This window comes from Methylomicrobium album BG8 (genome assembly GCF_000214275.2).
Lineage (GTDB): Bacteria > Pseudomonadota > Gammaproteobacteria > Methylococcales > Methylomonadaceae > Methylomicrobium > Methylomicrobium agile.
In genome coordinates, this window is sequence record NZ_CM001475.1 from 2,163,335 (window position 1) to 2,181,919 (window position 18,585).

The window sequence follows — 18,585 nt, forward strand, 5'->3', positions numbered from 1 at the left end:
TGTGCCCGGTAAACTCCGTCATCCAAAATTTTTCATCATCAAAATCAGTTCCGGCCAGGTGGGCGGGACATAGCCTGTGGCTTGCCGGAAGCGCGCCGAATCCAGCGAACGGTCGATACATACGGCATCGTCCGGTACGATTTCGATCGTTTTCTCATAGGCCTCGGCGACCTCTTTCAGCAGCGCATATTTGTCGATCGGCGCGGCCGAAACGTGGTAAAGGCCGGACAGGGCCGGATTCGGGATCACGAAATCGCGCATTATCCTGGCCAGTTCGACGGTCGGCAAGCCCGAAAAGACAGCTTGCCGATAGCCTTTCACGCGGTCTTCCTGAGACAGGAACCAGTCGACCAGGCCGACATGGCCGAACAGTTCGCGGCCGATGATCGAGGTGCGCAGCGTGACCGCGTGCGGCACGTCATGCAGTTCGCCGATGTATTTGGATTTACCGTACAGGTCTTCCGCATCGGAAGGATCGGTTTCAAGATACATGCCTTGGCGGCCGGAAAAAACGCAGTCGGTGCTGACATGAATCAGGCGCGCGCCGGACAATGCGCACAATTTCGCCAACCGGTGCGGCAGCATCGCATTGATCGGCAGGGCGGCCAGCGGATCGTTCGCATCCGCCAGTTGCTTGATCAGGCCGATGCAATTGATCACCACGTCGGGGCGGATTTTCCCGAAAACGCCGACCAGGGTGTCGAAATCGAGCACATTCACGTTCGCGAGCAGATAAGGTTGTAGCGCCTCCGCAAAAAAACGCTTGCCCGCAGGGCTCTGGAGTGTTCCCCAGACCTGCAGCCCGGGATCGCCCGACAGATACCTGAACACCGCATTGCCGAGCATGCCGGTGGCGCCGAGTACCAGGACTTTCCCGCTCATCTCCGTGTTTCCTTTATTCTCTGGTTAAAAATTTCGACTAACCGCTGCGTTTGCGCCGCCATTTCGAACTGTTCAAGGAAATAGGCGCGCCCGGACCGGCCCAGCGCATCGCGCTCGGCATCGTCCATCGCATGCAGTTTCCGGATGCACTCGGCCAGCGCTTCGGCATCTTCGGCCGGGCAGGTCAGCCCTGCGCGGGCTTCTTCCACCACTTTCGCGCCTTCGCCGTCCAGCGCGGCGAGGATCGGCCGGCCGGCGGCGAGATACGCCTGAATCTTGCTCGGAATCACGCAGGAAAAAATCTGGTCGCGTTTCAATGTGACCAGGAGCCCTTTGGCGCGGCGGAAGATCGGCCCCATCGCTTCCGGCGGAAAGCGGCCCGCAAGCAGCAGATTGTCCAGCGCTTTCCCGCTTTTTTGTTGCTCCAGCCAGGGCTGCATGCTGCCGCTGCCGACGACGACCAATTTCAGGTCCGGAAGATGCCGCAGCCGCTCCGCGGCACCGACCAGCGTGCCGAGCGACTGCGCGGTGCCGAGATTGCCGGCGAAGACCAGGCAAAAATCGTTTTCGAGCGTCTCCAGCAGGCATTCGGGCACAAGGGTCTCATCGGCGGCCGTTTCGTTTTTATCCTCGAAAGAGTTGGGATAATAAACGATTTTGTCTCTGCGTGCATAACGTGCGACCGGTTCGGTAAAAGCCCGCGATTGTACCAACAACGTGTCCGATCCCGCATAAATGCCTTTCACGAGCCAGCCGATCATCTTCAACAGCCACGGGTCGCGGATAAATCCGGTGGCGCTGACGCTCTCCGGCCACAAATCCTGTATCCAGACCGCCAGATGCGCTCCTTTCAGCCATTTCAGCAGCATCGCCGGAATCACCTGGGTAATCGGCGAAATCGCAAACACCAGGATCGCATCGAAGGGCCTGCCGCGCAGCAGCCGGGGCGCAAGGACCAGGCCGGACAGCACGAACGACAGGTAGTTGGCCGCCAGGCGCAGGCCGCCGCCCTTGCCGCGCGGCAGCAGCGGTACGCGGATTACTTCGACCGCTTCGGCGTAGCGTTCGCGCTGAATGCCTCCAAGCCGGTAACCGTCGTAAATCTTGCCCTGCGGATAGTTCGGCTTGCCGGTCAGCACGGTCACCTGATGGCCTAGATCATTCAGGCGCCGGACCAGATCGTTGACGATGAAGGCTTCCGGAAAGAAATATTGACTGACGAGCAGTATCTTCATGGGCCGGCGGATGTCGGTAAGAGAGTGCGGTACAATTTTACATACTGTCCTACGATACGGGGCCAGGTGTATTTCTGCATGACCAGTTCCCGTAATTCCCCTGCGGTGCGTTCGAGCAGGCCCGGAGTCAGCAGCAGACGTTCCAGGCCGGCGGCAATGCCTTCCGCGGTAGCCGGCGTTTCCAGGCCCGGATCGATCGCGGTGATTTCGGAAAACCCGCACTGATCGGTCAGCATGGCCGGAACGCCGCAGACGCCCGCTTCCAACACCACGATCGACATCGCTTCCTGGCGGGAAGGCACCGCGAGCAGGCGGGCCGCCCGGTAGGCCGCCGCCTTGTCCCGGCCGCCGACCAGCCCCAGAAAATGCACCCGTTCTACGATGCCGGCCTGACGCGCCGCGTCTTCAAGCCCAGCCTGCATGCCCTCGTCGGGACCCGCGAAAACCAGATGGTAATCGGGGATCCGCTCCTGTAACGAAGTGAACGCCTGCAGCAGCAGGTCGGGGCCTTTGATCGGGCTGAGCCGGCCCATAAACAGAATGAACGGTACGTCCGGCAATTTTTTTGCGCGCCGGAATTCGGCGGTATCGACAGCCGGAAAGTCGTCGGGGCTGACGCCGTTCGGAATGACGGTGATCCGTTCGGACGGCACGCCATAGCTTTCGAACTGGGAGAACTCGGCCGCCGTGACCGCGATCCAGCCGGCGGCATAACGGACGATCGCCCGGCCGACGAGCAGATTGTAGAGCCGCTTCAACAACTGCGAGCGCCCGAACAGCGGCAGCGCCCCGGCCGGGCAGACCACATAAGGTTTCCGGGCGCGGCGGGCGGCCCAATAGACCATCGAGTTCAGCATGCCCCAGTGGTTCATCAGGTGGATGATGTCCGCCTCCTCGACCAGCGCCTTGATCGTCCGCCAGCGCATCCGCGGCAGGTGGAACCGTGGCCAGAGCAGGGGAATAGCCACCAGGCGGGCCGGTTTCAGCGCTTCGATCCGGGCCGCATCCAGGCCGCCATCGAGCGTCAGCACCGTGCAATCGTTGCCTTCCATCGCCAGGAAGCGGCTCATCTGGAAGGTGCGTTCGGCAGTGCCGCCGCCGGTTCCGGAGCTCAGAGAGGAGTTGACGTTCAGGATCTTCATGATCGGCTATCCGGCTGCGCCCGGCGCCAGGCCGCGTAATTCGCCAGGCCCGTCTCGAAATCGACCGGGCTTTTGAAGCCGAAGGTTTCGAGCTTGTTTTGCGAATAATTGCAGCGCGGATTGATATTGTTTCTGCCCAACGTACGCAGCAGCAGGCTCAGCAAGCCCAATGGCAGCGGCAGCCGCGGCAGTGGATGGGAGGGCACTCCGAGCGCGCCGATCAGATAACGTTCCACGTCGGCAAAGTTATTGCTCGGGTCAGCGTCGTCCGACACGATGAAGACCTTGTTTCCAACCGGTCCTTCGTAGCGGATCAAGTAGCCCAGGGCCGCAACCACGTTGCCGATATGGACCAGGTTCATCCGCCGCCGTCCGAAAAGGCAGGATTTCAGGTAATTGCGCCAGCGGCTTCCGTGCAGCAGATCGGCGGCCAGTTTTTTCAACGGTTCCGCGCCGGGGCCGAAAACGGCGGTTGGGCGAAGGATGGCGGCGTCGAAACGGTCTTTCGCCGAGGCCAGAATCGTCTGTTCGACCTTCAGTTTGGTCATTCCGTATTCGGTGACCGGCCGGCAGGCGGTTTCCTCGGTAATCCGGTCGTCCGCGACGCGGCCGGAAACCGCGGCGGTGCTGCAATGGATCAGCCGGCCGATGCGGGCGGCGCGGCAGGCATCGAGCAGATTGCGGATCGCTTCGAGGTTGGCTTGTTCTCCGGCATCCCATAGGTAGACCAGATTGACCACCGTGCAGCCGGGTTCGAGCAGGCCCCGCATGGATTCGGCATCGTTCAGGTCGCCCGGCACGGCTTCCACGCCTGTCGGCCAGCGGGGATCTCGACCTTCCCCTTGCGGCGTCCTCGCGAGTACCTTGATCCGGACATCGCCGTCGTTCGCCAGCGAGTCGATCAGATGCCTTCCTATGTAGCCGGTCGCGCCGACGATGGCAAGCGTTTGAGTCATGGAGGTTAAATGGGATTGCGCTGAATCGTTACGGGAAGGATGGGTCGTTCTCTCATCGGCCGAAGAGGGTTCGCCGGGCCAGTTTTTTCGATAACGAGAACAATTGCCCGATAAAAAGCCGACGGCAGGACGACCAGCTCATCTTCATGAAATACCAGGATTCCCGCACATGTTTCTTTTTGAGAAACAAAATCGCCGCCGAAAAGGCCTGCAGCGACCGGGCCCGGCCGATGCTGGCGGAATAGCGGTAGTCCGTAAAGCGGTCCAGTTCCGCCAGGCAATCCAGCGTTCTTTCGGTATGCGCGACGATTCCGGCTTTCTCCTTCCGGTAAAGGGAGGCGCTCCACGAACCGGCGGTAAAAGGGCGGTAGACGGACATGGCGTCGGGCAAATAAAGCGCGCCGCCGGACAAGGCGCCGATAACCTGCAGATAATAATCGCCGACCGGCGCTTTTTCATAATACCAGTCCGGCAGCCGGTCGAACAGGCTGCGTTTCAGCATCAACGACGCGGTAGGGCAAAAGGCGCCGTCGGCGGCAATGAGCCTGTCCACCGGAATGACCGTTACCCGTTTTGCGTAATCGGCGACGGGTGCCAGCGTTTCATCCGCCTGCAGCACGGCGGCGGCGTGAAAACTGATGTCGCATGCCGGATGCTTTCGCATCTCGTCGAATTGGCGCTGCAGTTTGCCAGGGTCGATCCAGAAATCGTCGCCCTCGCACAGGGCGACATAACGGCCCTTCGCATGGCCTGCGGCCAGCGGAACGGGTTTCTTGCCCCGGCTGTACTGGTTTACGGTTTGCAGTACGGCCTTGATCAGCGTCGGATAGGCATCGGCATAACGCTGGACGATGGCGCGGGTGTTGTCGGCGGAGGCATCGTCGTGAATCACGATTTCGAACGGAAAATCCGTCCGCTGCAGCAAAAAACCGCGCAGGGCGTCCTCGATGTAAGCTTCGTGGTTGAAAGTCGCGCAAACGATGCTGACGGCCGGACAGGCGTCCGGCCACGCCGCCATTATTTCGCTTTCGGACCGCAGCCGGGCCCGCCTGAATTCGTCAATATTGAAATCGATCACGGAAAAAACGTTTTCAACGGAGGTTTGCCCGGCGCAGCGCCTTATTTCGATGCATTGGCATGCGGCATGGTTTGCCCGGTATGGGGATAGCCCAGAAAAGCGAATAGTTTTTCGATCGCGCCGGGGTCGGCGACGTTCAGGACCAGCAGGTCGTCCGGCCTGTCTTTGAAATAGTCGATTACGGCGCGATTGTGGTCTTCGTAGCAGCGCGTGTACAGGCCGCGGTCGTAGAGCGTGGTTTCGTCCGCCCCGTAGCGAAGTTGCTGCGCTTCCCAGAGAAAGCCGGGATAGCGGTAGCCGTAGGCGCGCAGATCATCGGCGGTCGGCAGGCGGTTTTTACCGATCAACCCGGTATGGAAGCGCACCAGCGACTCGTACCATTCTTCGGCACTGCCCCGTACCGTCAAAATGAATTTCGATCCCGGATAAGCGGCGTCGACCGCCCGAAAAGTGTCCGGGTAACTGAACGGCACGTCCTGGAAAGCTTCCGCCCGGCGGCAATAACGGATGATGCGGCGGAAGTCGCGCTTGGCCCAGTCATGCAGCAGCAGTTCCGCTTTCGCCTGGTTGCCGACTTTGAGCCCGAGGGAGCGGAATACCCGCTCTATCGAGGTCGTGCCCGTTTTGTTGGCGCCGATGCAGAATATCTTTTTCCGCCTGAAAAAGAGGCACTTTCGAAGCGGCGGCTTGATAAAGCCGGCGAGTTTGTCGAATGTCATGTGTCTGTCAGTGTTGTAGGCTGCGTTTTTTGAACAGGCCGGTGAATTCCGTCAATGTGTTGACGTCCAGCAAACGGGCCAGCAATAGGTAAACCAGGCCGGCCAGAAAGGTGCCCAGCGCCAAGTCGGCGTAGCAGGAAAAACCGGAGTGTTGGGATTGCAGCCATGCCGCCGCGCCCGCCAAGGCGCCGGCGGTCAGGCTGGGAAGTAGGTCCTGCAATTGCCTGAAAACGCCGTAATTCAGAAAGATCTTGCTGTAATAGGCGTTGACCGCCAAGGCGAATACCGAAGCGGCCACCTGCGCCCAGGCAATCGCGATGATCCCGTAAAAACTGCCCCATACCGTCAAGCCGATGGCGACCGATTTTTTTACCAGCATGATGTTGAAAAACAGATCGGATCGGCCTTGCGCCTTCAGCACGTTGGTATTCAGAATGTGCATCGGCCACAGCAGGCCGGCAATGCCGAGCACCTGCAGGAGCGGCGCGCTGGGCAGCCATTTTTCGCCGAACAGCGCCAGCACGATCGGTTCGGCCAGGACGATCGTCAGGATCGAAAGCGGCGTATTGACAAACAGGACCAGGCGCTGCGCCTTGCGGAAGGCGCGGGACAGCCGTTCTCTGTCTTCCGCCAGCGTCGAGAAAGCGGAAAAGGCCACCCGGTTGATCACCAGCATGATGAAATTGACGGGCAGGGACTGCGTTTTCTGCGCGCGGTCGTAAAAACCGACTTCGCGGACCTGGTAAAACTTGCCGATCAGCAGCGAGTAAAGATGGGTATGGAGCAGGTCGGCGAGCGCGACGATCAGCAAATACCCGCCGAACCGGAAATACGAGCGCAGGGAGCTGAAACTGAACGTCCACAGCGGCCGCCAGGCATGCCAGTGCCATAACAGCAGCGTCGATACGGCATTGGCCGCCACGACCTGCAAGGCCAGGCTCCAGGGGCCGAAGCCTTCGAGCGCCAGGCCGATGGCCAGTGCGCCGGAAACGGCGGATGCGATGCCGCCGATTCGGGCGATCAGCTTGAGGTTCAGTTCTTTGGTCAAAAGCGTCGTATGGATCGCCCCGAAAGCGCCGATGAAGACATTGGCCGCCATCGCGTAAGTGAGCGGGCGCAGGATCGGCTTGTCGAACAGCCTCGCCAGATAGGGCGCCAGGACGCACAGCGCCACGAGCGCCGAAAAGCCCATCGCCAGGTTGAAAAAAAAGACGGTCGACTCGTCCGTGCGCGTCACGTTCTGCCTTTGGATCAGCGCCGAGCCGAAGCCGCCGTCGACAAAGACATTGGCCAACCCGGCAAACAGGGCGAGCAAGGCCATCACGCCGAAATCTTCGGGCGACAAAATGCGCGCCATGACGATCAGCACGGCGAACTGCGAACCCTGCCGCAGCGAGACGTCCACGGCACTCCACAGTATGCCTTTCGAAACGTTGTTTTGTAATGAAGGCATCACGTTTCCGGTTCCGCTGTTGTCTTCTTCCCCTTATTCCGCCGAATGCAGCGATTCGAAGGCGGCATAGGCCTTTTCCAGCTGCCGGATAGCCTCGGCTTCGATCCTGACCGTGTTTTTGGGCTCCAGTGCCTCGATCCGGTCGATCGGCATGTTCAGCCCGAACCCGAGGCCGGCATACTTTTCATTGATCGCGCGGGCGACCGACGGCGGGTCGGCACAGAAAGCCTCATAGTCGATAATCAATTTATTCGGCTCGGGAATTTTCAGCATTTGCTCGGCCAGCGCGCGTTCGGTGTAATAGACCTGACCGGCAATCTGGTGATAAAAATCCATGTCTTTCAACTGTGCGTACTCTTTGGGCTTTACCGACCACCACAAGCCGCGGTTGCCGTAGAATCTTTCCCGGGCCTGCAAAATCGACTGCATCACATAGACCGGGTCGCGCCGGATATGGACGAGCAGGCCGTTCGGAAATCCCGAGAAAAGGACATCCAGATTATACTGAACGATAATCGCTTTTGCCGCAAAAGGCCTGGCGAATACGCTTTCGATCGCGGCGATCCCTTTCTGCAGGCCCGCCATGTCGATTTTTTCACAGTCGCCTTCGTCCAGATATTCGGGATCGTATCTCGGCAGAAAACGCCGCCAGAAATGGAAAAACTCGCTGGGCGCCAGGCTGCCTTGGGTCTTTCCGATATCAGAAGCCAATCCTGCGCCGCTGTTTTCGGCCGTTAATTCCTTTTTGTAATCGTACTCGGGATTCGTCAGCAATTCCTGAATCTTGGCGCCGAGAAACGGCGCATAGTAAAAACGCGACAACAGGTTGGTCGGAATCGAAAAAGCGCCGCTCAACGCGAGAAACTGCATGAACACGCTGGTCCCGCTGCGCGGATTGCCGACCAGAAAAAGCGGCGGCATCGCGGGGCGGCCGAAATTTTTTTCGATTTCGCCTTCGATCGGCCCGAGATAGCCGGCGAGTTCTTCCAGAAGCCGTTCGAGATCCTCGTTTCTCCTGAATTGCGGCCTGCGCTGGCCGAGCTGGTTGAGGAACAGTGATTTGTCGTCGTTTTTAAGCGCCATGATGATCCGGACTATTTGAGCAGGGATTCGACCGCATCGGGTGCGAATACGGGAATTTTACAGGATGAACTCACTTCGGCCCTTTCGGAGAACGAATCGTCGATGAAAATCGCCGCTTTGTGCTTGATGAACGACGATTTCTTTTCTCCGTTCCGTAAATGGACTACCGAGTCGAACAGGCGCTCGATCCGGTGTTTTGCCAGCGTTTCGTGGATGTGGCGGGCATGGCGGGTGAGCAGGTGGACTTGCACGCCTTCGTTGAGGCACTGGAACAGAAAGCCGATCAGGCAGGTGTTGATTTTGCCGTCGATCAGCAAGCAATCGTCGAAGTCGACATAGACATGATCGAAGCGGATATCCAGCTTGAAGCGGGAATGCAGGGCCCTGTCCATTTCGATGCCGAAGGGGTTGGGTAAGGCGGAAACCCGATAGCCCTCCAGCTCGTAAATGTTCATCAACGCGAAATTCACGCCCAGATTCCGGTGCATGCCCATGGTGCCGGCCAGGCGGGGCGCGATTTCCATCAAGGCCAGAGCGCCGGCTTTCGATCGTTTCACCTGAAAAAACCACATGCCGGCAAAGGGAAGGCGCGCGTTGATTTTTGCTGCGATCTCCGCGATTTCTTCGGAGCCGAACGGCTTCGTGTTGACGCTGATGCCGTTGGAGATACGCTGCCGCTGCCGGGCGCCCTGGAAAATCAACTCCCCGGTTTTGTCGGTATAGCAGTCGACGGTATATTCTTCGCCCGGCAGGTATTCCAGGATCAGAAGATCGGGCTGGGAAGCCAGATGGAACTCCGCTTCTTCTTTGGAATAGGCCGGAACGGTGCCTTTGGAGCCTTGCCCTACGTCGGGTTTCAGGAATACCGGATATTCCGTGACTTCGGAAAGGCTGCCGTACACGCGGGGCGTGGTCACGACGCCTTCAAACACTTCCATGGTGCGTTTTTTCGAACGCGCTATCCGGCAGGTTTCCACCGGCGAGGTGATGACCGGGCAGGCCAGCCCGCCTTCATGCCGGGCTTCGGCCAGACGCAGCAGCACACTGTCGTGCGCGGGAATCACGTAATCGATGCCCAGTTCCTCGATCAACCGGTTGAGTCGGCCGATAAAGTCGGGATCTTCCACAAAAGGGAGGTCGCCGATATGCCGCTCATAAACGAACCTGCCGTGATCGGGGACGCTGCTGCCGCCGTAGAGTTCGACTTCCTTGGCGAAGCGGAGCGACCGGTACAGTTCCAGTCCGATTTCGGAGCCGCACGGAAAAACCAGGATTTTCAGTTTTTTCATCTTAACGCTGGATGGCTAAAGGGCGAACGGACGTTCTCCGCAGGGATTGCGATTCAGGTTACAGTACGGCATCAGGCATCGCCGGCCGCGATCAGAACGCGAATCACCGAGGCCACCGTTCGGATCGTCGCTTCATCCACGCTCGTTCCGGTCGGCAGCACCACGACCCGGTCCGCCACCTGCCGGGTATTCGCCAACAGCAGGCCGGCATGGGGATATAAAGCGCGGTACGGCTGCATGTTATGGCAGCCGGGCCAGAAATATTTGCGCGCCAGAATGTTTTCGGCGCACAGTGCTTCGATCATCCGGTCGCGGCCGACGGGGCAGTCCGCGCCGATCTCGATCACCACGTACTGGTAATTGTTGCGTTCCGTTTCGTCGAAGGGCAGCAGGCTGATGCCCGGCAAATCGGCCAGTTCCTTTCGGTAGGCGCAGTAATTGCGCCGGTTGGCCTCGACGACGGCGTCAATGGCGTCGAAATTGACCAGGCCCATCGCGGCGGCGATTTCGACCATTTTGCCGTTCGTGCCGGGATAGATCACGTTGTCGAGGCCCGAAAAACCGAAATTGCGCATCAGGCGCATCGCTTCGGCCAGCGCGTCGTCGTTGGTGACCACGGCGCCGCCTTCGAAGGTGTTGAAAAACTTGGTGGCGTGAAAACTGAAGACTTCGCAGTCGCCGAAATTGCCGATCATGGCGCCCCGGTGCGAACAGGCGAACGCATGGGCGGCGTCGAACAGCAGTTTCAGGCCGAATTCGTCGGCAATAGCCTGCAAGGCTTCGACGGCCGCGCTGCGGCCCCAGAGATGAACGCCGATGATGCCGCTCGTGCGCGGGGTGATCATGCGCCGTACCGCTTCGGGATCCAGGGTGTGGGTCCGTTCGCCGATATCGGCGAAAACCGGCGTGATCGCCTGCCAGTGCAGGGCGTGAGCGGTGGCGATAAAAGTATAGGAGGGCACGATCACTTCGCCGCTGAGTCCCAGGGCGCGTATCGCGATTTCCAGGGCAATGGTGCCGTTGCACATCGCCACGCAGTGCTTGACGCGATGGTAGTCGGCGACGCGCCGTTCGAATTCCTGGACCAGCGGGCCGTTATTGCTCAGCCAGCAGCGCTCGAAGATGTCGTCCGCGTATTTCATGAAGGCGTCCCGGCTGCCTATGTTCGGCCGGCCGACGTGCAAGGGGAGGTCGAAAGCCGGCCCGGCTCCGTTGATGGCCAAATCCTGTACCGTAGTGATCGTTTTCATCTTGCTGTGCGGAGGCTGTCGCTCCGGAAAAAGTCGTTGAAGAGCCCGGACAGGGTCGCGGCACCGTAGACGCTCAAGTGATCGTCATCCTTGTACAAGGAATGTCCGTCCCGTTCTATCAGGCACTGCGACGAGGCGCAGAGTACCGAAGCGACATCGGCGATTTCGACCGGATAGTGTACGCTCAGTTCGTTTATAATTCGGGTCATGGTGCGCTGGCGTTCCCGGTAATCCCCGGCCGTGGGAACCTCATGGGAGGCGCGATGCCCGAATAAGGTCTCCCGCGCCAGTGTCGAAGGAACGTTCCAGCCGATTTCGGGAACCTGGCTCACGAAAACCGTCCGGAATCCTTCGTCGGTTAAAAACTGCAAAGTTCTTTCCAAACCGGCTTTTAAAGCCTCCGGGTTGTCCTGGATCCCTTTCGGGGAAATGATCACCGGCCGGCCCTGTTCGGCTCCGTAGCGGGTGCCTTCCGCCGAGATTGCCCAGCGCGCGACCAGAAAAACGGTTCCGATATGCCGGTTTTGTTGCAGCCAGCGCTTGACCGAATCGTTGAACTTGCGGCAACCCTGCTCGTAGGCGTTGAAACGTTCGACGTCCAGCAAGGGCGGACAGCTGGTATGCGCATATAACAGGCCCGCCGCACCGTTCCGTTCGGCGGAGAGATGGAGGGATTCCGCCATCGAGAAGGCGTGCGAATCGCCCCAAACGATGAAATCGAGCCGCTCGGAAGACGCCCGGCCCAGTCGGCAGGCTTGTCCGTTGTCGATCCTGTCCTGGGGCAGATCGATGCAGTCGCCTTGCAGTTGCTGCAATTTGAACGAAGCTTTGGCCAGTTTTACCGGCTCCTCGGGAAGCCGGTCCGGAAAGCCTTGTTTGATATGTCCGGCCAGGCCGACGGAAACGAAACTCGACATGGCGAGGCCGGCGCCGCCGAATAGCCATTTTTTCGACAGGAGGCCGTTTTTCCCGCGAAACGGCCTTTCGATGTATTGCCACGATAAAGCGGCCGCCAGGCAGGAAACGCCCAATAGCGCGAGCTTTTCATAACCGGCGAGCGGCCTGATCGCATAATATTTCGCAAAAACGATCAGAGGCCAATGCCATAGGTACAGGGAATAGGAAATCAGTCCGACGGCCAGCAACGGTTTGCAGCCCAGCAAGCGTCCGACAAAAGTGCGTTGCCGGGCGTCGGCATGAATGGCCAGGGCGGTTCCGAGGCAGGGAAACAGCGCCTTCGCGCCGGGAAAGAGGGTTTGATCGTCGAAGGCGAAGATGCCGTAGACGATGGCGCCGAAACCGAGATACGACAGCGCTTCCCTGGCAGACCGCGAGCGGACGGGAGGTAAAAGGCCGATGGCTGGCAAAGTGCCGATCAGGAGTTCCCAGGCGCGAAAGTGGGGCAAATAAAAAACGGAAGGCGATTGCCCGTGCAGATAAAATTCGCTCAGGAACAAGGAGAAACAAGCGACGCCGGATAAAACGGCGAAGGTCCACTGCAACGAAAGCCGGCCGACGAGAACCAGTAGGAAAGGGTACAACAGGTAAAACTGTTCTTCGATCGATAAGGACCAGGTATGCAGCAAAGGCTTCAATTCCGCAGTCGAATCGAAATAGCCGGCGGTTTTCCAGAATAACAGGTTCGACGCGAACAGGGTGGCGGCGACCAGGCTTTGGAAGACGGACTGGAAATCCTTGGGCAGGAAAAGGAAATAAGGGATTGCCAGGGAAAATAAAAAAACCGTAAACAGCGCGGGAAACAGCCGGCGAATCCTTCTTTCGTAAAAGCCGAGCCACGAAAAAGACCGGCGGCGGATGTCGGGATAAACGATGCGCGTGATGAGGTAACCCGATATCACGAAAAACATATCGACGCCGACGTATCCACCGCTGAAAGGGGCGATGTCAAGGTGATAAGCGACTACGGAAAGAACGGCGATGGCGCGCAGGCCGTCGATGTCCGGACGATAGGCGATCGTTTGCATCGTAAACTTTACAGTTGGAATGGCCGAAAAAATCAATGCCCGGCAATCAGGCTTCGGTGCTGCATCGCTTCGATCACCTGCCGCACCGAAGCCTCCAGATCGAGTTTTCCGGTGTTGACGGTGAGTTCGGGGTTTTCCGGGGTTTCGTAAGGGGAGGAAATGCCGGTAAATTCCGCAATCTGGCCGGCGCGGGCTTTTTTGTAAAGCCCTTTGACGTCTCTCGATTCGCAGATTTCTACCGGACTGTCGCAAAAGATTTCCATGAAACCGCCATGTTCGACCATGCTGCGCACGCGGGCGCGGTCGGCTTTGTACGGCGAGATGAACGCGGTCAGCACGATCACGCCGGCCTCCATGAACAGTTTCGCCACTTCGCCGACCCGGCGGATATTTTCTTCCCGGTCTTTCGCGGAAAAGCCCAGGTCGCCGCAGAGGCCGTGGCGGACGTTGTCGCCGTCCAGCACGAAGGTCCGGCAGCCCATCCGATGCAGTTCTTCCTCGACCGCATGGGCCAGGGTCGATTTGCCGGCGCCGGACAGGCCGGTAAACCAGACGATCGCGCCGCGGTGGCCGTTGAGTCGTTCGCGGCGGGCGCGGGTGACGGTGGCGTGATGCCAGACGACATCGGTTGAAGTTTGCGGTTTGCGGGATTCGTTCATAGGCAGTCTTGTACGGCGCTGAGAAGGGCATGGTTGGCCTTGCCCAATACGAAAAACTCCGGATTGTGCAAATCGGCCTTGTTGTAGCGCAGGGTCGTGCCGGACAGATCGCAAACTTTCCCGCTGGCCGCCTCGACCACCGCGTGCGCGGCGGCGGTGTCCCACTCCATCGTCGGACCCAGGCGCGGGTAGAAATGCGCGCTGCCTTCGGCAACCAGGCAGAACTTCAACGAACTGCCCATCGTGAGGCATTCGTGCGGTCCCAAATGGTCGAGCAGGGCGGTCGTGCGGGCGTCGCGGTGCGAACGGCTGGCGACGACTTTCAGGACGTCTTGCGCGTCGCGGGGGGCGACCTGAATGGGTTCGGCCCGACGCTGTCCGCGTTCGACAAATGCGCCCGTGCCGGCGGCGCCCGCATAACATACGTCCAGCGCGGGCGCATGCACGACGCCGAGCACCGGCCGGCCCTGTTCGACCAGGGCGATATTGACGGTAAATTCACCGTTGCGCTTAATGAATTCCTTGGTGCCGTCGAGCGGATCGACCAGCCAGAAACGCTGCCAGGCGGCGCGCTGTCGATACGGAATCTCCGCGGACTCCTCGGAAAGCACCGGGATATCGGGCGTCAGCCGCGCCAATCCGTCGACAATGATCCGGTTCGAAATCAGGTCGGCTTCGGTCAGCGGCGACTGGTCGGCTTTCAGTACGATTTCGCCGCCCGGCTGGTTGTAGACGGCCATAATGCCTTGACCGGCGGCTTTGGCGATCGCGATGATTTGATGCAAAAATGATTCGGGCACTGAATTAGGGAATCTTCGAGCAGGAATATGACTGTTCTGCGGCACTGCAGCGCGGACTGGCGCGAACGCCGTCACCGTAAAAATTCTTCGAATTTCGTAAAAGACAAGGTCGCCGGATTCGGCGCATCCTTTCGGCTTGCTTTTAAAGGACGTGATTATTGCATATTCTTCCCCCAAAAGTCATGCTCTGCCCGAATTTAAAATCGTGACAGCACATTTCCACGACAATTGGGTTTTGTCGTTTCGACTAATTTTGTGCGCTAGCTTCGGGCCGCCGCAATTCCTGCGCGCTACGCTTCCGTTTCTGCAATCGTAAACATAGATACTGTTATCCAGGTCAACAACCGTGGGGCGTTTTCGCGATAGCAAAACGCCAACAGACTTCAAAGCGATGGTGGATTGCCTGACGGCGAATCCACCCTACAAGAGCTTCTACGCCTGTATCCGATCTCGGCATCGACAAAGGGTTAAGGACGGGGTTGCAAACTCTGTCGCGTCTAAAGGGGGTGCGGAATTCGCTGATTCCTCATTAAGAATGGAGCGAATTCCGATATACTGGCGCGTTTTCTTTATCGGGGAATCCCCGCTATTCATTCGCACCCGTCTTTTTTCATGGAATTCAATTTAATCGCTACCGACGGCGCGGCCCGCCGCGGTCAATTGACTTTTGCGCGCGGCACGGTCGAAACGCCGATCTTCATGCCGGTCGGTACCTACGGCGCCGTCAAATCGCTCACTCCGGAAGATCTGGTCGGTATCGGCGCGCAGATCATTCTCGGCAATACCTTTCATCTGATGCTTCGGCCCGGCATGGACGTGATCAGGGCGCACGGCAGCCTGCACGAATTCATGCGCTGGGACAGGCCGATCCTGACCGATTCCGGCGGCTTTCAAGTATTTAGCCTCGGCGCGTTGCGCAAGATCACCGAGCAGGGCGTGACGTTTCGTTCGCCGGTCGACGGCAGTAGGATTTTCATGGGGCCGGAAGAGTCGATGCAGGTGCAGATGGGCCTGGGTTCCGATATCGTGATGATCTTCGACGAATGCACGCCGTACCCGGCGACCGTGCAGCAGGCGGCCGATTCGATGCGGTTGTCGCTGCGCTGGGCCGAACGCAGCAAGAAGGCGCACGGCGGCAATCCGTCCGCCTTGTTCGGGATCGTGCAGGGCGGCATGTACGAGCATCTGCGCCGCGAATCGCTGGCCGGGTTGGTCGATATCGGTTTCGACGGCTATGCGATCGGCGGCCTGTCGGTCGGCGAGCCGAAGGAAGAAATGCTGGCGGCGCTGGATTTTATCGCGCCGCAGATGCCGGCCGACAAGCCGCGTTACCTGATGGGCGTCGGCACCCCCGAAGATCTGGTCGAAGCGGTCCGGCGGGGTGTCGACATGTTCGATTGCGTGATGCCGACCCGCAATGCGCGGAACGGCCATCTGTTTACCCGTTTCGGCGTGGTCAAGATCCGCAACAGCCGGTATCAGGCCGACACCCGGCCGCTCGACGAAGCCTGCGGCTGCTACACCTGCCGGAACTATTCGCGCGCGTATCTGCGCCATCTCGACAAATGCGGCGAAATGCTGGGTTCCAGGCTGAATACGATCCACAACCTTTATTATTACCTGAGCCTGATGCGCGAAATCCGCGAGGCGATCGAAAATCGGGACTTCGATCGTTTCGCTCACGAATTTTACCGCCAACGAGGCAAAGTCGCGCCGGATATGGCATAATACGGCGATTTACCATTAATATAATAATTTTTTCAAGGAAAATCATGAGTTTCTTTATTTCCGACGCGATGGCCGCCGCTCCGGCCGCGCAGCAGGCGCCCGGCATCGAAGGCATGCTGTTTCCGCTGGCCATCCTGGTGTTCTTCTATTTCATGTTCCTGCGTCCGCAATCGAAGCGCGCCAAGGAAAAGAAAGAAATGCTCGCCAAAATGCAGAAAGGCGCCGAAGTGGTCACTTCCGGCGGTATTTTGGGCAAGGTCGTCGATCTGGACGAGAATTTCGTCAGGATCGAGGTTTCCGAGAATACGTTCATTCAGGTGCAGCGGCAAAGTATTGAAAGCATCATGCCGAAGGGCACTTATAAGGCGATTACCAAAAAGATTTCCACCCATAAGCCCTGATATGGGCGCGTCCCGGCGCGTCGGTTTCTCTCGATCAGCAAGAGGCGATTCAATAACTGGAATGATTCAGCATGCAAAACCATTATCCGCTCTGGAAAAATATTTTAATCCTGGCCGTATTCTTCGTTTCGGCGATTTACGCGCTGCCGAACCTGTACGGCAACGATCCTTCCGTGCAGGTTTCGCCGCAGCATTCGGAGAAACTGGACCTGGAGCAGGCCAATAAGATCGAGTCCGCAATCAAGGCGGCCGGTGCGGCGGTCAAGGCGTTCGAATACAAGGACGACCGGGTGCTCGCGCGCTTCAACAATACCGACGACCAGATCAAGGTCGCGGATTTGCTGAGAGATCAGATGGGCGGCAATTACACGGTTGCGCTGAATCTGGCGCCCGCGACGCCGGCCTGGCTCGACGCCTTGGGCGCCAAGGCGATGTATCTCGGCCTCGATCTGCGCGGCGGCGTGCACTTCCTGATGGAAGTGGATATGGACGCGGCGGTCAAACAGGCCGAAGACCGTTATAACGACGATGTGCGCCAGGCGCTCAGGGAAGCGAAAATACGTTATCAAGCGGTCAGTAAGGAAGGCGTCCGGATCAAGGTGAAATTGAATTCGGCGGATGACCGCGCCGCTGCGGCGGGTTTGTTGGCGCGCGATTTTCCGGGGCTGGATATCACGGATACCGAGGCTCAGGATGAAATCCTGCTGGCAATGTCCGAAAAAGAAGTGCGCGAAATCAAAAAGAACGCGGTCGGCCAGAACATTACGACATTGCGTAACCGGGTCAATGAACTGGGCGTTGCGGAACCCGTGATCCAGCAGCAGGGCGAGAACCGGATCGTCGTGCAGTTGCCCGGCGTGCAGGATACCGCCCGCGCGAAGGAAATTCTGGGCACGACCGCCACGCTGGAATACCGCCTGGTCGATACCGAGCATGACGTGCAGAATGCGGTCGAAGGCCATGTGCCGGCCGGCAGCCGGTTGTATTACGAGAAGAACGGCAATCCGATCCTGCTCGACCGCCGTATTATCGTGACCGGCGACCAGATCGTCGACGCGTCTTCCGGTATGGACCAGGACGGACGCCCTGCGGTGTTTATCACCCTGAACGGCGCCGGCGCCTCGAAAATGGGCAAGGTGACGCAGGACAACGTCGGCAAGCCGATGGCGGTCGTGTTCATCGAATATAAGGTCGATACCAAAGTGGTCGACGGCCAGAAAGTCCGTACCAAACAAAAAGTCGAAAAAGTGATCAGCGTCGCGACGATCCAGGGCGTGTTCAGCAAACGCTTCCAGACCACCGGCCTCGACGGTGCGGGCGAGGCGCGCAATCTGGCGTTGCTGCTCAGGGCGGGATCGCTGGCCGCGCCGGTCGACATCGTCGAAGAACGCACGGTTGGTCCCAGCCTGGGCCAGGAAAATATCGCTAAGGGCATCAACTCCAATGTCTACGGTTTCCTGACGATCACTCTGTTCATGATTGTTTATTACCGCCTGTTCGGGGTGTTTTCCGTCGTCGCCTTGGGCGTGAACGTATTGTTGTTGGTGGCGGTGCTATCCTTGCTGCAGGCCACGCTGACGCTGCCGGGCATGGCGGGGATCGCGCTGACCGTGGGCATGGCCATCGACGCCAATGTGCTGATCAACGAACGGATTCGCGAGGAGCTCAGAATCGGCATGACGCCGCATGCCGCCATTTATGCCGGTTACGAACGGGCGTTCGCGACCATTTTGGATTCCAATATCACCACCTTGATTGCCGGCATCGCGTTGTTCATGCTGGGCTCGGGCCCCATCCGCGGTTTTGCGCTGGTGCTGTGCATCGGTATTTTGACCTCCATGTTCAGCGCGGTGCTGGTATCGAGAGCGTTGGTCAATGGCGTCTACGGTTGGCGGCGTAAATTGGACAAGTTGGCTATCTAAATC

The 18,585-nt window shown here is 58.9% G+C and carries 16 protein-coding genes; 3 read left to right on the forward strand and 13 right to left on the reverse strand.

Annotated elements, in window-relative coordinates:
• Nucleotides 1–18 precede the first annotated feature (18 nt).
• The 13 genes from METAL_RS09305 to cysQ form a co-directional block, all read right to left on the reverse strand.
• The gene (locus tag METAL_RS09305; protein WP_005371730.1) at nt 19–882 is read right to left on the reverse strand and encodes a dTDP-4-dehydrorhamnose reductase family protein; all 864 of its coding nucleotides are present in this window, start codon (nt 880–882) and stop codon (nt 19–21) included.
• The gene (locus METAL_RS09310; RefSeq protein WP_005371732.1) at nt 879–2,117 is read right to left on the reverse strand and encodes a glycosyltransferase family 4 protein; all 1,239 of its coding nucleotides are present in this window, start codon (nt 2,115–2,117) and stop codon (nt 879–881) included. Before METAL_RS09310 ends, METAL_RS09305 begins: the two co-directional genes overlap by 4 nt.
• On the reverse strand, nt 2,114–3,259 hold the full coding sequence (locus METAL_RS09315; protein ID WP_005371734.1) for a glycosyltransferase: 1,146 nt from the start codon (nt 3,257–3,259) through the stop codon (nt 2,114–2,116). The genes METAL_RS09310 and METAL_RS09315 overlap by 4 nt, the downstream gene beginning before the upstream one ends.
• Complete coding sequence (locus METAL_RS09320) at nt 3,256–4,215, reverse strand: NAD-dependent epimerase/dehydratase family protein (protein WP_005371736.1); 960 nt, start codon at nt 4,213–4,215, stop codon at nt 3,256–3,258. Before METAL_RS09320 ends, METAL_RS09315 begins: the two co-directional genes overlap by 4 nt.
• Before the next feature lie 52 nt (nt 4,216–4,267).
• Nucleotides 4,268–5,233, reverse strand: a complete 966-nt coding sequence (locus tag METAL_RS09325; RefSeq protein ID WP_157203456.1) for a glycosyltransferase — start codon at nt 5,231–5,233, stop codon at nt 4,268–4,270.
• A gap of 101 nt (nt 5,234–5,334) precedes the next feature.
• Nucleotides 5,335–6,012, reverse strand: a complete 678-nt coding sequence (locus METAL_RS09330) for a sulfotransferase (RefSeq protein WP_005371742.1) — start codon at nt 6,010–6,012, stop codon at nt 5,335–5,337.
• Between the two features lie 7 nt (nt 6,013–6,019).
• Nucleotides 6,020–7,465 (reverse strand): lipopolysaccharide biosynthesis protein, encoded by a 1,446-nt coding sequence (locus METAL_RS09335; RefSeq protein ID WP_005371744.1) that lies wholly within the window; start codon nt 7,463–7,465, stop codon nt 6,020–6,022.
• A gap of 33 nt (nt 7,466–7,498) precedes the next feature.
• A complete protein-coding gene (locus METAL_RS09340; RefSeq protein WP_005371746.1) occupies nt 7,499–8,548 on the reverse strand; it encodes a sulfotransferase in 1,050 nt (349 codons plus the stop codon).
• Between the two features lie 11 nt (nt 8,549–8,559).
• Entirely contained in the window at nt 8,560–9,837 is a 1,278-nt protein-coding gene (locus METAL_RS09345; RefSeq protein WP_005371748.1) for an ATP-grasp domain-containing protein, read from the reverse strand.
• Between the two features lie 71 nt (nt 9,838–9,908).
• Nucleotides 9,909–11,087: a DegT/DnrJ/EryC1/StrS family aminotransferase gene (locus METAL_RS09350; RefSeq protein ID WP_005371749.1), complete on the reverse strand. Its 1,179-nt coding sequence runs from the start codon at nt 11,085–11,087 to the stop codon at nt 9,909–9,911.
• Nucleotides 11,084–13,072, reverse strand: coding sequence for an acyltransferase family protein (locus METAL_RS09355; protein WP_005371750.1), 1,989 nt, complete (start codon nt 13,070–13,072; stop codon nt 11,084–11,086). The genes METAL_RS09350 and METAL_RS09355 overlap by 4 nt, the downstream gene beginning before the upstream one ends.
• Nucleotides 13,073–13,104: 32 nt before the next feature.
• Nucleotides 13,105–13,731 (reverse strand): adenylyl-sulfate kinase, encoded by a 627-nt coding sequence (gene cysC / locus METAL_RS09360; protein ID WP_005371751.1) that lies wholly within the window; start codon nt 13,729–13,731, stop codon nt 13,105–13,107.
• Nucleotides 13,728–14,516, reverse strand: coding sequence for a 3'(2'),5'-bisphosphate nucleotidase CysQ (cysQ, locus tag METAL_RS09365; protein ID WP_245549503.1), 789 nt, complete (start codon nt 14,514–14,516; stop codon nt 13,728–13,730). The genes cysC and cysQ overlap by 4 nt, the downstream gene beginning before the upstream one ends.
• Before the next feature lie 627 nt (nt 14,517–15,143).
• Here cysQ and tgt point away from each other — a divergent pair.
• The 3 genes from tgt (at nt 15,144) to secD (ending at nt 18,582) form a co-directional block, all read left to right on the forward strand.
• Entirely contained in the window at nt 15,144–16,259 is a 1,116-nt protein-coding gene (tgt, locus tag METAL_RS09370) for a tRNA guanosine(34) transglycosylase Tgt (RefSeq protein WP_005371753.1), read from the forward strand.
• Nucleotides 16,260–16,303: 44 nt separating this feature from the next.
• Nucleotides 16,304–16,660: a preprotein translocase subunit YajC gene (yajC, locus tag METAL_RS09375; protein WP_005371754.1), complete on the forward strand. Its 357-nt coding sequence runs from the start codon at nt 16,304–16,306 to the stop codon at nt 16,658–16,660.
• 71 nt (nt 16,661–16,731) lie between these two features.
• Complete coding sequence (secD, locus tag METAL_RS09380) at nt 16,732–18,582, forward strand: protein translocase subunit SecD (RefSeq protein ID WP_005371755.1); 1,851 nt, start codon at nt 16,732–16,734, stop codon at nt 18,580–18,582.
• Nucleotides 18,583–18,585 lie beyond the last annotated feature (3 nt).